We start from the raw sequence: 15,809 nt of genomic DNA, 5'->3' as shown, positions 1-15,809 counted from the left end.
TCTCACAAATATTCCTACAGTTTCAAATATTAAAGTTATATAGTTATAATTTTTTGATTTTACAATTAGAGTACTTCTAAAAAACTATCCTATAGTATAAATACTAGTATGATTAAATTTACTAAATAAGATTTTTTATTTATCTAGAATTGTATATTTTTTCGATAATGTTGACTACAGCATACATTGCCCATGCACAAATAGCTAATACAAATACGCCCATCATTACCAAATCTAGCTTAAATACTTGACTACCATAAACTATCAAGTATCCTATTCCATATCTTGATACCAAAAATTCTCCTACTATAACACCTACCCAAGCCATACCAATATTAATCTTAGTTAAGTTTATTAAATTTCCTGTATTTGCAGGTAATATAAGTTTAAATAGGATTTGTGATTTGCTAGCTCCAAAGCTCTTTAACATCTTAATTTTTTCTTCATCTATATTAATAAAGTAATTATAGGCTGAAAGTATGGTAACAACAACAGAAATAGTTACAGCTGTTACTACAATTCCTTCTATTCCAGCACCAACCCAAACTATAATTATAGGAGCTAAAGCAGTCTTAGGAAGAGCATTTAAAACTACCAAAAATGGGTCTAATATTTTTGATAATTTTTCTGACCACCAAAGAGCAATTGCTACTAGAATACCTAAAACAGTTCCTATAACAAGACCAAGAACTGTTTCATATACAGATACTCCAATATGTTTAAATAGTTGGCCACTAGATGCATATTGAATAAACAAATTGTAAATATCACTTGGTTTACTGAATAGAAAAGTATTTATAACATTTAAATCAGCTAAAATCTCCCAAATTATAATAAAACCAATTAAAATTAATAGTTGATAAAATAATACATTTCTTTTTTCTCTTTTTACACCTTTAATATAGTTTATATATCCTTCAGATCTTTTATTAAGCCTCATGTGTATCTAGCTCCTTCCATAATATGTCGAAATACTTTTGAAAATCGGGAACTTTACGTGTTTTGAGAGGCGTTTTTGTTCCATCCATATTAAGTTCAATGTCATAAATATTTTTTATAGTAGCTGGTCTTTTAGATAGTATTGCAACTTTATCTGATATGCTTATTGCTTCTGCCATCACTACAGAAGTGCGACCTATCAGACAACAGAAACTAAGTCATCCATGTCAGCACCCATATAAACAATACTAAGAGTACCACTAGAACTATCCCAAACTATAGAATCAACAAGAGTAGAAAGCAATAACTTCTTATTATCCAGATTAGCATTATCAACCATATCATTAAACTTTTCTAAATTACTAACAACAATATCTAAATTAACACTGGCATTTTTAATATCAACACTTTTATCTTCTAAGTTTCTAAACCTAACCTTTAATTCTTCAATTTCATTATTTAAACTTTCAATCTGAGAGATAATATAATCAGAAGCAACACTACCAGTATTTTTAGCAAGCTCCATAACCAAATTCCCAATGCTCTTTTCCTTATCCTCAATAGAATTCCTAAATAAATCAATCTCATTTTTAACGCTATTTGATACATCATCAACTTTAATCTTATTTTCATGAAAAGCATCTATAATAGATTCGACATTACAATGTTTAATTCTTTCAATAATAATATCTTCAACTAAAGGCCCATTAAGATTTTTACAATTACAGGCATCAATACCGAGATTCTTTTTAGTACCACATACATAATAATACTTTAATTCTTCATCAGTTCGTTTACCTTTATAAGTAATTCTCATATTAGAACCACACTTAGAACATTTTAAAAGTCCTGATAATAAAGCAACTTTACCAGTAGCAGTTCTTGGACTCTTATCACGATTAGCATCAAGTAAACCTTGAACTTCAAGCCAAGTAGTAGAATCTATAATTCCTTTATGTTTAGCAATAGCTGCTATAGGTGTAGATGTATTTTTAGCATAAGTAAGTATTCCACATTCATTATCAGGAGTACCGATAACTTCCATATTATTATTTCTAAGATATTCTACAACAACATCATTAGCTTTCACATAAGCAGGACTTCTAAGTATACCAGATAATGAACTAGGGTCAAATTTACCACCACGAGGACCCTTTATTCCATTGTGATAAACATATTTGTATAATTGAGATAGAGACCTAAGTTCTAGATACTTAGCATAAACTATTTTAACAACTTCCATTTCACCATCACTAACTTCTAACTGATACATGCTTCTTTCTTTTAGGTTTTCATCTAAGTATTTAATCTTTTTACTGCTAAATCCATGAGGAGTTTTGCCACCTAGCCATCTTCCAGTACGAGCAAGTTCATACATATTATCTTTTATACGTTCAGCTATTGTTTCTCTTTCAAGCTGTGCAAATACACTAGATATAAACATCATAGCTCTTCCCATGGGGGTAGAAGTGTCAAATTGTTCTTTGATAGATATAAAAGATATATCTAGTTTATTTAGTTTTTCTATTAAAGTAGAGAAGTCAGATACATTTCTTGATATTCTATCTAATCTATAGCACACAAGATAATCAAACTTTTTTGCTTTCGCATCTTGCATCATTTTCTTAAATTGAGGTCTATTTATATTACCACCGCTAAAGCCTTCATCTTCATATATTAAAAAATCTTTTATACCAACAGACTTAGCATAGTCCATACATAGTTGTATTTGATTTTCTATAGATTCACCTTTACCAGTAAACTTTGATTTTCTTGAATAAATTGCAGCTTTCAAAATTAAAACCTCCTATAAGTTAGGTAGTTATTTATATTGTATTCAATGCTAAAAAAATACCATAACTTTTAACAATATCATAAATCTATTCTTTATAATATATGACTACTTATTTCTTTTATTTCTTTGCTTTTTAAATTCTAAATCAGTTTTATCAGTCTATTAGGTTTTACTTCTATATCACGAAAAATCTAGTAAATAATCAGCAGATACATTAAATTTAGTACTTAGTTGTATCAGGACAAATCTATAACTTCATAAACTAATATAAAAAGTTATAATCTAAATGATTTTATAAGGAAGAATTTTTAAAATTAAGGCTTATAGCAAAAACTTTGTAGGAGGTTTGTGTATGGAAATCAAAGTTATAGAGATTTTTCCTAAAGATGAGGCTAAACTTAATGAAATAGAAATGGCTAAAGCTAGATGGTTTGTAAATATAGTAAGCAAAAAATATTCTAAAGAAGTTTTGGATAAAGCTTTTAATACTTTAGAAGAAGACTTAAAAGTAAGTAAAACTGATGTATAAATTTCGATTATTGATTTAGAAAATTAAAGATTAAATATAAAAAAGAGATATGCAAATGAGATATGCAAATGAGAAAATATCTAGATGTATTTTATATACTATTAACTTGACATTAGATTAATCAAATAGTATATTTTAATATAACACAATGAAGTGTTAAAAGAGCAAAGGAGCTCCATAGATTTTATCTATGGAGCTTTTTTGTGCATTGAATTTAAGGAGGAGATAAATTTGAATAACTTTGAAATTAAAACCAAAATAAAATTTGGAGAAGGAGCATTAAAAGCACTACAAGAATTAAAAGATAAACATGTATTAATAATAACAGACCCATTTATGGTTAAATCAAAAACAATAGATAAAATAACATTTAACTTAATAAATTCAACATATCAAGTTTTTGAAGAAATAGTACCAGACCCACCAATAGAAACAATAGTAGCAGGAGTAGAAAAATTTAAATCTATTAATCCAGATATAATAATAGCATTAGGAGGAGGTTCTGCGATAGATGCTGCAAAATCTATAATGGATTTTTCTAAAAAAATATTAAATGCTACTGATATAGAATTTATAGCAATACCAACAACAAGTGGAACAGGTTCAGAAGTAACATCATTTTCTGTAATAACAGATAATCAAAAAGGGTGTAAATATCCATTAGTAAGTGATGATTTACTTCCAAATATAGCAATACTAGACCCAGAACTTGTAAAAACTGTACCAAATTTTATAACAGCAGATACAGGTATGGATGTATTAACACATGCAATAGAGGCTTATGTATCCACAAATGCTAATGATTTTTCTGATGCACTTGCTGAAAAAGCTATAAAATTAGTATTTAAATATTTATTAAAAGCATACAAAGATGGAAATGATATAAAAGCTAGAGAAAAAATGCACAATGCATCTTGTTTAGCAGGTATGGCATTTAACCAAACATCACTTGGTATAAATCATTCTATAGCGCATGTATTAGGCGGAAAATTTCATATACCACATGGAAGAACAAACTCAATATTACTTCCACATGTTATAGAATATAATTCATCAATAATAGGATATACCAACATAGCTTACTCAGATACAGCTATAAAATATGCACAAATAGCAGAATTAGTAGGATTTGGTAATGGTAATATAAGAATAGCTGTTAAAAACTTAGTAAATGAAATAAAGAAACTGCAAAAAGAAATGAATATGCCAACTAAATTGACAGAGTGTAAATTAAGTTTAGAAGATATAATTAATGAAGAGAGAGAAATAGCAAGGCTTGCCATAAAAGATACTTGTACATTAACCAACCCTAAGGTACCAACTGAAGAGGATATAATAAACATATTAAATAATATTAAATAACTACATTTTATTACATGTAAACATAATATTATACAAATAGGGAAAATGTTTTTAAAAATATAAATTATATATTGACAAATATAAAGCAGAAAACTATAATAAAAGTATCACAAAGGTGTGATATTTTAGTAAAAAAGCAATGGAGCTTCTTAGGAATATTAATATTATTCTTATGGAGCTCCTTTTATTTTTAGCAAGTAATTTTTTAATAAACTATACTTAAAGAAAGCAGGGAATAAATTTGGCTGAAGAATCTAAGCAAAGAGTTATTCAAGAATATGTTCCTGGAAAACAGGTTACATTGGCACATATAATAGCCAATCCTAATGAAGATATATATAAGAAATTAGGATTAGTGCTTGATAAAAAAGATGCGATAGGAATACTCACAATAACACCAAGTGAAGCATCAATAATAGCAGCAGATGTTGCTACAAAATCTTCAAATGTATCTTTGGGGTTTATAGATAGATTTAGTGGTTCTGTAGTAATATCAGGTGATGTAAGTTCTGTAGAATCAGCATTAAATGATGTTTTAGAAGTTTTAGGAAATATGTTGAACTTCTCATCTACTAAAATAACAAGGACATAATAATACAATGAAAAATATAATTTTTATGGGAAAAACAGGAAGTGGTAAAACCACTTTGTGCCAAAAACTAGACCAATTGGAATTGAAATACAAGAAAACCCAATCAGTAGAACTTTACAATGATGCAATAGACACTCCAGGTGAATATATGGAAAATAGAAGCTTGTACAATGCATTGATAACAACATCTGTAGATGCAAAAATTATAGCAATAGTATATGATGCTACACAAGAAGAAAATTATATAGCACCAGGATTTGCAAGTATGTTTTGTAAAGATGTAATAGGAATTATAACCAAAATAAATATGTCTACTGAAGATGAAATTAATATAGCTTATGAACGATTATCACTAGCAGGAGCAAGTCAAATATTTAAAATAGATACAATTGATGGTATAGGACTTGAAAAATTGTTTGAATATCTAGAAAAATCTAAAAAAATAGACGAAATTTAGGGGAAAATATTTTTTTAACTCAAAACTATGATAGAATTAAATTAAACAGAGAGTTAAATAAAATATAAATTTAGCATTTTATAAAAACATAAAAATATATATAAAACTATTTTAAGAAGATTTAATCTTTAAGTGAGGTAGGAACATGGGGAAAAAAATACTATTGGTTGATGATGAACCACTGTTAAGGATGGATATAAAAGATGTCCTAGAAAATAATGGTTATGAAATAATAGGAGAAGCATGCGATGGGTTTGAAGCTGTTGAAATGTGTAAAAAACATAAGCCTGATTTAGTTATAATGGATATAGAAATGCCAATTCTTGATGGTATAAAGGCAGGTAAAATAATATGTAAGGAAAATCTAGCAGGTGGAGTACTTTTATTAACTTCATTTGAAGATAAAGAATACATAGAAAAAGCTAAAAGTATAGGTGCTTATGGATATTTAGTAAAGACAGCAAGTGAAAAATCACTTATACCAACTATAGAAATGTGTTTAAATAAAGTAAATGAATTTGAAAGAATGAAAAAAGATTTAGAGAAAGTAAATTCTAAATTAAATGAAAGAAAGTTAATAGAAAGAGCAAAAGGTATACTTATAAGAGAGTTTAAAGTTTCTGAGGATGAAGCATACAATATAATAAGAAAATTAAGTATGGATAAAAGAACTTCAATGATGGAAATTGCTAAAATGATTATAATAGGGTACGATGATTAATACGATAAAAAAAATAGCAATTACACAAACATACTTAAATAAAAATGAAATTGAAAAAATTATAGAAGTATCAAAATCCTTAGATTTAATGGCTAACTTTTATGAGGCTGATGTTTTTATAGATGTATTAAGTAAATGTGATGATGAAGCAATTGTGGTGGCACATGGTAGACCTAAAGAAAAGTCATTATACTGTGAAAATGTTATAGGAAAAAAAGCTCTAATTGAAAATGAACCAGGAGTTATAAAGTGCTTAAAGACTGGAGAAAGAGCACGAGATATTAAGGCTTTAACACAAGAATATAAACTGGTTAAACAGAATATTCAACCAATAACATTGGATGACAAAATTCTAGCAGTATTAATAGTTGAAAAAGATATAAGTAGTGAAGTTAAAAATGAGTTTGACACTAACGAAGATGAAGAAAATAAAAATTCACATCAGTTTATAAAATTGATAGAAAATAATGACTTTTTAGTTGATAATTTAAATTCTGCTATACTTATATTTGATAAAAATGGAAAGCTGAAAATTAAAAATCGTATTGCAACTGACATGTATAAAAGTATTGGGTTTGAATGTGATATACAAGATATGCATTACAATGATTTATACATAGAGCATACGGTGTTTGAAGATATATTGATAGATGAGAATTATGATGAAACAAATGAAGTTTCAATAGGTAATATGTTTTTTAAAATAAAAACCATATACATCAAAGATGATGAATTTAAGGTTTGTAAAATAGTACAAGATATAAGTGATTTAAAACGAAAAGAAGAAGAACTAATTTTAAAAACAGTAGCTATAAGAGAAACTCATCATAGAGTAAAAAACAATCTTCACACAGTAATATCTATAATAAAAAAACAAAGTAGATTGTCTCAAAACGAGGAAGTTAAACAATGTCTAGATAATATAACAAATAGAGTGTTTGCAATTCTTTCAACTCATTACTTATTATCTAAGGAAATCGATAATAATATATCTATATTAGAAGGTATAAATTTATTAGTATCAAATATTCAAGGCGGATATCTGTTTAATAAAGATATCGATATATGTATAACAGGTGAAGACTTTAAAATTAGTGGAGAAAAAGCAACAGCCATACTTTTAGTTATAAATGAAGTACTACAAAACTGTTATGACCATGCTTTCAAGAATAGAGAACGTGGTAATATACAGATATTAGTAAATAAAGATAATGGTTTGAGAAATATCGCTATTATAGATGATGGAATTGGATTTGATAGTGATAATATAAATAAAAATAGTTTAGGAACATATATAATAGATAGTTATATAACTCAAATGCTAAAAGGAAGTATAAAAAGAAAGAGCAGTAAAAATGGAACCGAAGTGTTAATTACTATACCTACATAAATTAATATTAGATAATAACTCATCTACAAGGTAGTAGTTTTAATTGAGCAAAGAGGCTTAAAGTTATTAATAGATTAAGTTAATCAAATATATTTATAAAACTTATAAATATATTTGATTTAACAAATATTTATTATAGCTTTAAGCCTCTTTGCTTGTTTAAGACATACTTAAATTTTAGGAGGTGAGAAAATGAGAGAAGAATTATTAAGTGTTGGTATTGACATTGGGACAAGTACTACTCAATTGATTTTTTCTAAATTAATAGTAGAAAATACTGAATCAAATTTTTCGGTACCTAGGATAAGTATAGTAGACAAGGAAATTATTTATAAAAGTAAAGTTTATTTTACTCCTCTTATTTCAAACAAAGAAATAAATGGACAACAAATAAAAGAAATAGTTGAAAATGAATATAAAAAAGCAAATATATCTAAAGTAGATATACATACAGGAGCAGTAATAATAACTGGCGAAACAGCTAGAAAAGAAAATGCAAATGATGTACTTCATACTTTAAGTGGATTTGCTGGAGACTTTGTCGTTGCAACAGCAGGACCTGATTTAGAAAGTATAATATCAGGAAAAGGAGCAGGGGCTCATATTTATTCAAAAGAACATTCAACTACAATTGTAAATATAGACATAGGTGGGGGAACTAGTAACATAGCTTCATTTAAAAGGGGAGAAGTAACTGATACTGGGTGTTTGGATATAGGTGGAAGGCTTATAAAGGTAGATAAAGCAAGTAAGAAGATAACTTATATTTCGCCTAAAATAGATAAAATCATAAAAGATAATAACTTAAATCTTCAAGTAGGAACTGTAGCTACAATAGAAAATACAAAACCAATAGTTAATATAATGGTTAATTTATTAATGGAAAGTATAGGATTAAAATCTCAAACGCCTTTATTTGATTTTATAATAACTAATAAGTCAATAAGTATAGATGAAAAAATTAAAAATGTTTCATTCTCAGGTGGAGTAGCAGATTATATTTACTACAATGGAGAAGTAAAGAATTATTTTGAATATGGTGATTTGGGAATTTTACTTGGGCAAGCAATAAAAAATTGCGAATACCTTAAAAAAGTAAATGTAGTCAAATCAATAGAAACAATAAGAGCAACAGTGGTTGGTGCAGGTTCTCACACTACTGAAGTAAGTGGAAGTACAATAACCTACACTAGGGAGTCATTCCCAATTAAAAATTTACCAGTTTTAAAATTATCAGTTGATGAAGAGATTGGTACTTCAAAACAGATTAGTCAAGCCATAGAAAATAAACTTAACTGGTTCAAATTGGAAAATGATTTACAGAAAGTTGCTATAGCTATGATAGGCAAGAAAAATCCTACTTTTTTAGATATACAAGAGTATGCTAAAGGATTTGTAGATGGAATGAAACAAATTATAGAAAATAATTTGCCTTTTGTGGTAATCGTTGAAAATGATATGGCAAAGGTGCTAGGTCAAGCAATATATGCATTATTGAACTATAAAAAAGATATTGTTTGTATTGATAGTGTAAAGGTTGAAAATGGAGATTATATTGACATTGGAAAACCTATAGTTGAAGGTAAGGTTTTACCTGTGGTAATAAAAACATTAGTTTTTAATTAATAGAAGGGGGTAAGTAAATGATTTTAAAGACAAAATTATTTGGACGTACTTATCAGTTTAAAGGCTTATATGATGTAATGGCTAAAGCTAATGAAGAAAAATCAGGAGATAAATTAGCAGGTCTTGCAGCACAATCAGCTGAAGAAAGGATAGCAGCAAAAGTTGTTTTATCACATATAAAACTAGAGGATATAAGAAATAATCCTGCAGTAGCATATGAAGAAGATGAAGTAACAAGAATAATACAAGATGCTGTAAATGAAAAAGTTTATGCAGAAATAAAGGACTGGACAGTATCTGAACTTAGAGAATGGTTATTAGATTCAAATACTACAAGTGCTGATATAAGAAGAATATCAAGAGGGTTAACTTCTGAGATTATCGCAGCAGTTGCAAAACTAATGTCAAATATGGACTTAGTTTATGCTGCTAAGAAGATAAAGGTTACAGCCCACTGTAATACAACTATAGGAGAACATGGAACATTATCAGCAAGACTTCAACCTAATCATCCAACAGATGACCCAGATGGAATACTTGCATCGCTTCTTGAAGGTCTAACTTTTGGTATAGGAGATGCAGTACTTGGATTAAACCCAGTTGATGACTCTGTTGAAAGTGTTACTAAAGTATTAAAAAGATTTGAAGAGGTAAAGCAAAAATATCAAATACCAACTCAAACATGTGTATTAGCCCATGTTACTACACAAATGGAAGCGATAAGAAATGGTGCTCCTGCAGATTTAATATTCCAATCTATAGCAGGTTCTGAAAAAGGAAATGAAGCATTTGGATTCAATGGCGATACTATAGAAGAAGCTAGACAATTAGCTTTAAAACACGGAACAGCTACAGGACCTAATGTCATGTATTTTGAAACTGGACAAGGTTCAGAATTATCTTCAGAAGCACATCATGGAATAGACCAGGTTACTATGGAAGCTAGATGCTATGGATTTGCTAAAAAGTATGAACCATTCTTAGTAAATACAGTTGTTGGATTTATAGGACCAGAATATTTATATGATGCTAGAGAAGTTGTAAGAGCAGGACTTGAAGACCATTTTATGGGTAAATTACATGGATTACCAATGGGTGTTGATGTTTGCTACACTAACCATATGAAAGCTGACCAAAATGATATGGAAAACTTAGCTATATTACTAACAACAGCAGGATGTACATACTTTATGGGAATACCTCATGGAGATGATGTTATGCTTAACTATCAAACAACAGGATACCATGAAACAGCATCACTTAGGGAAATGTTTGGATTGACAGCAATAAAAGAATTTGATGCTTGGATGGAAAAGATGGGATTCTCTAAAGATGGTAAATTAACAGATTTAGCGGGAGACGCATCTCTATTATTAGGATAGGAGGTATTTAGTATGAATGAGAAGGATTTAAAAGCATTAGTAGAACAGTTAGTTGGGCAAATGGTTGGAGAATTAGATACTAATGTTGTATCTGAAACTGTTAAAAAAGTGACTGAAGTTGTAATAGATAATGATGCTTGTATAGATGACATAACAGAAGTTGATATAAGAAAGCAATTGCTAGTAAAAAATCCAAAGGACGCAGAAGCTTATTTAGATATGAAGTCTAAAACGCCTGCAAGAATAGGTATAGGAAGAGCTGGTACTAGATATAAAACAGAAACAGTTTTAAGATTTAGAGCAGACCATGCTGCTGCACAAGATGCTGTTTTCTCTTATGTAGATGAAGAATTTATAAAAGAAAACAATATGTTTGCAGTAGAAACTTTATGTAGTGATAAAGATGAATACTTAACAAGACCAGATTTAGGAAGAAAATTCTCTCCAGAAACTATAAATAATATAAAATCTAAACTTGGAACAAATCAAAGGGTTTTGATGTTAGTAGGAGACGGGCTTAGTTCAGCAGCTATAGAAGCAAACTTAAAAGACTGCGTGCCAGCTATAAAACAAGGTCTAAAAATGTACGGAATAGATTCAAGTGAAATTTTATTTGTTAAACATTGTAGAGTTGGTGCTATGGACCACTTAGGTGAAGAATTAGGTTGTGAAGTTATATGTATGTTGGTTGGAGAAAGACCAGGATTAGTTACTGCTGAATCAATGTCAGCATATATAGCATATAAGCCATATATAGGAATGGCAGAAGCAAAGAGAACAGTTATATCAAACATTCACAAAGGTGGAACAACTGCAGTTGAAGCAGGTGCTCATATAGCTGAACTTATAAAAACTATGTTAGATAAAAAAGCTTCAGGAATAGACCTTAAATAAAGTCGAGGGAGTGTAGAATATGAAAAACGATGTAATTCGTCCTAATATATTAGGAATTAAGATAATTTCAAATATAAGTCCAGAAATGGCACAAAAACTAGAACTAAAATCACATCACAAAAGTTTAGGTTTAATAACTGCAGACTGTGATGATGTTACATACACAGCTCTTGATGAAGCAACTAAAGCTTCAGAAGTTGATGTTGTGTATGCAAAATCAATGTATGCAGGTGCTGCAAATGCTTCAACAAAGCTTGCTGGTGAAGTACTAGGGATAATAGCAGGACCAAGTCCAGCAGAAGTAAGAAGTGGTCTAAATGCAGTAGTTGATTTTCTAGAATATGGAGCAACTTTTATAAGTGCAAATGATGATGATTCAATAGCATATTATGCTCACTGTGTATCAAGAACAGGTACATACCTTTCAGAAGTAGCAGGAATAAGAGAAGGTGAGGCATTAGCTTATTTAGTAGCACCGCCACTTGAAGCAATGTATGCGCTGGATGCAGCAATGAAGGCAGCAGATGTTAAGATGTGCGAATTATTTGCACCTCCAACTGAAACAAACTTTGGTGGAGCATTACTTACAGGTTCTCAATCGGCCTGTAAAGCAGCATGTGATGCATTTGCAGAAGCAGTAAAATCAGTTGCAGATAATCCAACAGGATTCTAGGATAATTAAATGGATGCTGTAGGCTTAATAGAAGTAATAGGATATGTTGCTGCAATCGAAGCTTCTGATGCTTGTTTAAAATCTGCAAATGTTAATATCTTAGAAATTGATAAGGTTGGAGCAGGCATTGTTACTTTAACAATATGTGGAGATGTTGGTGCTGTTAAATCAGCTCTAGAAGCAGGTGAAATAGCAGTTTCTAGAATTGGTACATTAAGAGCATCACATATTATACCAAGAATACATAATGAAGTAACCGATGCTTTATTTAAAAATAAAGAACCTAAAGTCTGTGAAGTTTCAGAAGATACAGAGGAAAACTTTGAGATTACATTAGAAATAACTGATAATGTATCGAAAAATTTATCGGAAAAAGATAATGTAATTTTAGATGGCACTGAAAATAGTGAAAATAATAATGAAAAACTATATAGTGATATAAATAAAATTAACAAAGAAATTGAAGTAGTTGATGATAGTTTAACAGAAACTAATGAGGAAAAAATAGAAAATACTAATGATAATAAAGAAGTATTAGAACAAGTCAAAATAGAAAATTCTGATTTTGATAGAGATGATTTATCAAAGAACAGCGTGAAAAAACTTAAAGCTATGGCTAAGAAATTAGACTCTTCAATAACTTATAAAGATTTAAATGTTCTTAAAAAAGAAGAATTGATAAACTTAATTAAAAAGCTTAGCAGAGGGGATAGATAGTTATGACACTTTTAGATAAAGATTTAGTATCTATACAAGAAGTCAGAACTCTTGTAAAAAGAGCTAAAGTGGCTCAAGAGAAACTTTCTAAAATGAGCCAAGAGCAAATAGATAAAATAGTAAAAGCTGTTGCAAATGCAACATTTAATAATGCTACTAAATTAGCTAAAATGGCAAATGAAGAAACTGGGTTTGGAAAATGGGAAGATAAAGTAATTAAAAATACTTTTGCATCCATGGGAGTTTATGAAACTCTAAAAGATACAAAAACTATTGGAATAATTGGTGAAGATAAAGAAGCAAATACGATAGATATAGCTACACCAGTTGGAGTTGTGGCAGGTCTTATTCCTTCAACAAACCCAACATCAACAGTAATATACAAATCTATAATATCTTTAAAGGCAGGAAATACTATAGTTTTCTCTCCACATCCAAATGCAAAAAAATGCATACTTGAAACAGTTAATATAATAAGTGACGCAGCTATAAAGGCTGGAGCTCCAGAGGATTCAATATTATGTATAACTAATCCAAGTATAGTTGGAACTAATGAATTAATGAAACATAAAGATACAAACTTAATATTAGCAACTGGAGGAGAAGCAATGGTTAGAGCTGCTTACTCTTCAGGAACACCGGCTATCGGAGTTGGACCTGGAAATGGCCCAGCGTTTATAGATAAATCAGCAAATGTTAAGTTAGCAGTCAAAAGAATAATAGATTCTAAAACTTTTGATAATGGTGTTATATGTGCATCAGAACAATCTATAATAATAGAAAAATCTATGGAAGAAACTGTTTTAAAAGAACTTAAAAATCAAGGTGCGTATATTTTAAATGAAAAAGAAAGTGAGAGATTAGCAAAATTCATATTGAGAGCTAATGGTACTATGAATCCACAAATAGTTGGTAAGAGTGTTGAGGTAATATCAAATTTAGCAGATTTAACAAATGTACCTAAAAATACAAAAGTTCTCGTTGCAAGAGAAAATAAAGTTGGTCATAATGTAGCCTATTCAAGAGAAAAACTTACACCAATACTAGCGTTCTATGTTGAAGAAAATGTAGAGGCTATTATGAATAGATGTAGAGAAATATTACTAAATGAAGGTGCAGGTCATACCTTCTCAATGCATGCAAATGATGAAGAGTTGGTAAAGAGATTTGCTCTTAACATGCCAGTATCAAGAATACTTGTGAATACTCCTTCAGCACTTGGAGGAATAGGTGCATCAACAAACCTTGTGCCAGCACTAACACTTGGTTGTGGTGCAATAGGTGGAAGTTCAACTTCAAACAATGTAGGTCCACTTGATTTAATAAATGTTAAAAGAGTAGCTTATGGAATCAAAGAAATAGAAGAACTTGGAAGAGATACATCTCAAGTTGAAAAATCAATGTTTGACTCAATGGATAAAGAAGAATTAATAAATCTTCTAGTTCAAAGATTAGTCAAAGAACTAGCATAACTAAAACAAACAATGAAATTTATAGCTATAAATTTCTAAAAATAAAAACTATAAAATTAAATTTTTGGAGGATAAGATTATGGCAAGTGCAAACGCATTAGGAATGATAGAAACTAAAGGATTAGTAGGAGCGATAGAGGCAGCAGATGCAATGGTTAAAGCTGCAAATGTACAATTAGTAGGAAAAGAACAAGTAGGTGGAGGATTAGTTACTGTAATGGTAAGAGGAGATGTTGGAGCTGTTAAAGCTGCTACAGATGCTGGAGCTGCAGCTGCTGAGAGAGTTGGAGAACTAATATCAGTTCATGTTATACCAAGACCACATTTTGAAGTAGATGCTATATTACCAAAAGTATCAGCTGAGTAATATAAATGCAATTTTAAAATTTAAATTTTGATTAAAAAAGAGGCTATCTCAAAAATGAGTCTTACTAATAAACTCAATGTATTTTGAGGTAGCCTTTTTTATACATCTAATAGGAGATGTGATAAAATGGGTGTTTTAACAGAAAACGAAATAAAAAGAAAAATAGGAAAAAACAAAGACAATGTAACTGAATTCTATATAGAAAAAGGACAGATAATAACTCCTTCTGCAAAATCTTATTTAACTGAGAGAAGTATTGAACTCAAATATATTGATAAGCTTTCAGATATAAATAATGAACCCAAAGAAGTTATAAAAGAAGTAGTTAAAGAGAAAACATATAAATATACTACTGTATTTGGTGCTAAATTGGATGAAAAACCAGAACATATGACTCAATTAAATGGAAATCTTTTAGTTTTTAAAGACCATAAAAGAATAATACTAAGAGGTAAAATAGATTCTCTTGAATCAGAAATACTAAAAGCACAGATTCTTTGCCAAAAACTAGGTATGCCAAAGCTTGTTAAGGAATTACAAGAGGTATTAGACTTTGTAAGAAATATAATGAGATGTGAGGTTTTAGAAGAAAAACTAGAAGATTTTAAACTTTTAGGATTGACTCCACAAGAACTTAGAGAACAATCTCACTATCCTAAAAAATACTTTGGTATAGGACATGAGTTCCCAAGTTATGAAATGGGAGAAGTAGTAGTAGCTATAAATAGTATAAGAAGCAATACACGAGAGGTTGAACTTGCAGCTTACGAAGCATTTAAAGGTGAGTACGGAAATGTTCAAAGAGAAGATTTAATAAAGGCACTTAATAGATTATCGTCAGTATTTTGGATAATGATATATAAAGTTAGAACTAATAAGTATAAGTAGTTGGA

General features: G+C 29.5%; 17 protein-coding genes. 14 read left to right on the top strand and 3 right to left on the bottom strand.

Features of this window, described 5'->3' with window-relative positions; all coding sequences use genetic code 11:
* Nucleotides 1-139 precede the first annotated feature (139 nt).
* From KGF52_RS05860 to KGF52_RS05850, 3 genes are read right to left on the bottom strand one after another with little or no spacing between them, the layout of a single operon-like run.
* A complete protein-coding gene (locus KGF52_RS05860) occupies nucleotides 140-940 on the bottom strand; it encodes an ABC transporter permease (RefSeq protein ID WP_227828066.1) in 801 nt (266 codons plus the stop codon).
* Nucleotides 930-1,121: a hypothetical protein gene (locus KGF52_RS05855; RefSeq protein ID WP_255287799.1), complete on the bottom strand. Its 192-nt coding sequence runs from the start codon at nucleotides 1,119-1,121 to the stop codon at nucleotides 930-932. The genes KGF52_RS05860 and KGF52_RS05855 overlap by 11 nt, the downstream gene beginning before the upstream one ends.
* Before the next feature lie 17 nt (nucleotides 1,122-1,138).
* On the bottom strand, nucleotides 1,139-2,734 hold the full coding sequence (locus KGF52_RS05850) for a recombinase family protein (RefSeq protein WP_227839451.1): 1,596 nt from the start codon (nucleotides 2,732-2,734) through the stop codon (nucleotides 1,139-1,141).
* A gap of 352 nt (nucleotides 2,735-3,086) precedes the next feature.
* Between KGF52_RS05850 and KGF52_RS05845 the strand changes: the two genes are divergently transcribed.
* The 14 genes from KGF52_RS05845 to KGF52_RS05780 all read left to right on the top strand — a co-directional run bounded on the left by KGF52_RS05845 (nucleotide 3,087) and on the right by KGF52_RS05780 (nucleotide 15,804).
* Entirely contained in the window at nucleotides 3,087-3,263 is a 177-nt protein-coding gene (locus KGF52_RS05845; protein WP_227839450.1) for a hypothetical protein, read from the top strand.
* A gap of 231 nt (nucleotides 3,264-3,494) precedes the next feature.
* The gene (locus tag KGF52_RS05840) at nucleotides 3,495-4,625 is read left to right on the top strand and encodes a 1-propanol dehydrogenase PduQ (RefSeq protein ID WP_227839449.1); all 1,131 of its coding nucleotides are present in this window, start codon (nucleotides 3,495-3,497) and stop codon (nucleotides 4,623-4,625) included.
* Nucleotides 4,626-4,866: 241 nt separating this feature from the next.
* Nucleotides 4,867-5,217: a BMC domain-containing protein gene (locus KGF52_RS05835; protein WP_169466896.1), complete on the top strand. Its 351-nt coding sequence runs from the start codon at nucleotides 4,867-4,869 to the stop codon at nucleotides 5,215-5,217.
* Nucleotides 5,218-5,224: 7 nt separating this feature from the next.
* Nucleotides 5,225-5,674 carry a EutP/PduV family microcompartment system protein gene (locus KGF52_RS05830; protein ID WP_227828062.1) on the top strand — a complete coding sequence of 150 codons (450 nt, stop codon included), beginning with the start codon at nucleotides 5,225-5,227 and terminating at the stop codon, nucleotides 5,672-5,674.
* 145 nt (nucleotides 5,675-5,819) lie between these two features.
* Nucleotides 5,820-6,395 carry a response regulator gene (locus KGF52_RS05825; protein ID WP_227828061.1) on the top strand — a complete coding sequence of 192 codons (576 nt, stop codon included), beginning with the start codon at nucleotides 5,820-5,822 and terminating at the stop codon, nucleotides 6,393-6,395.
* Nucleotides 6,388-7,785 carry a histidine kinase N-terminal domain-containing protein gene (locus tag KGF52_RS05820; RefSeq protein ID WP_227828060.1) on the top strand — a complete coding sequence of 466 codons (1,398 nt, stop codon included), beginning with the start codon at nucleotides 6,388-6,390 and terminating at the stop codon, nucleotides 7,783-7,785. The genes KGF52_RS05825 and KGF52_RS05820 overlap by 8 nt, the downstream gene beginning before the upstream one ends.
* 192 nt (nucleotides 7,786-7,977) lie before the next feature.
* Nucleotides 7,978-9,411, top strand: coding sequence for an ethanolamine ammonia-lyase reactivating factor EutA (eutA, locus tag KGF52_RS05815; RefSeq protein ID WP_227839448.1), 1,434 nt, complete (start codon nucleotides 7,978-7,980; stop codon nucleotides 9,409-9,411).
* 17 nt (nucleotides 9,412-9,428) lie between these two features.
* Nucleotides 9,429-10,793: an ethanolamine ammonia-lyase subunit EutB gene (locus KGF52_RS05810; protein WP_227828058.1), complete on the top strand. Its 1,365-nt coding sequence runs from the start codon at nucleotides 9,429-9,431 to the stop codon at nucleotides 10,791-10,793.
* Nucleotides 10,794-10,805: 12 nt separating this feature from the next.
* A complete protein-coding gene (gene eutC, locus KGF52_RS05805) occupies nucleotides 10,806-11,687 on the top strand; it encodes an ethanolamine ammonia-lyase subunit EutC (RefSeq protein ID WP_227839447.1) in 882 nt (293 codons plus the stop codon).
* 19 nt (nucleotides 11,688-11,706) lie between these two features.
* Nucleotides 11,707-12,360: an ethanolamine utilization microcompartment protein EutL gene (gene eutL, locus KGF52_RS05800; protein WP_003423987.1), complete on the top strand. Its 654-nt coding sequence runs from the start codon at nucleotides 11,707-11,709 to the stop codon at nucleotides 12,358-12,360.
* 9 nt (nucleotides 12,361-12,369) lie between these two features.
* Entirely contained in the window at nucleotides 12,370-13,077 is a 708-nt protein-coding gene (locus KGF52_RS05795) for a BMC domain-containing protein (RefSeq protein WP_227839446.1), read from the top strand.
* Between the two features lie 2 nt (nucleotides 13,078-13,079).
* Complete coding sequence (locus KGF52_RS05790; RefSeq protein ID WP_227839445.1) at nucleotides 13,080-14,549, top strand: acetaldehyde dehydrogenase (acetylating); 1,470 nt, start codon at nucleotides 13,080-13,082, stop codon at nucleotides 14,547-14,549.
* Between the two features lie 79 nt (nucleotides 14,550-14,628).
* A complete protein-coding gene (gene eutM, locus KGF52_RS05785) occupies nucleotides 14,629-14,916 on the top strand; it encodes an ethanolamine utilization microcompartment protein EutM (RefSeq protein ID WP_003423991.1) in 288 nt (95 codons plus the stop codon).
* A 126-nt stretch (nucleotides 14,917-15,042) separates the two neighbouring features.
* The gene (locus KGF52_RS05780) at nucleotides 15,043-15,804 is read left to right on the top strand and encodes a cobalamin adenosyltransferase (protein WP_227839444.1); all 762 of its coding nucleotides are present in this window, start codon (nucleotides 15,043-15,045) and stop codon (nucleotides 15,802-15,804) included.
* Nucleotides 15,805-15,809 lie beyond the last annotated feature (5 nt).

Origin of the sequence: Clostridioides sp. ZZV15-6597 (assembly GCF_020657815.1) — a bacterium.
Taxonomy (GTDB): Bacteria; Bacillota; Clostridia; order Peptostreptococcales; family Peptostreptococcaceae; genus Clostridioides.
This window is presented reverse-complemented; position numbering and strand designations above follow the sequence as displayed.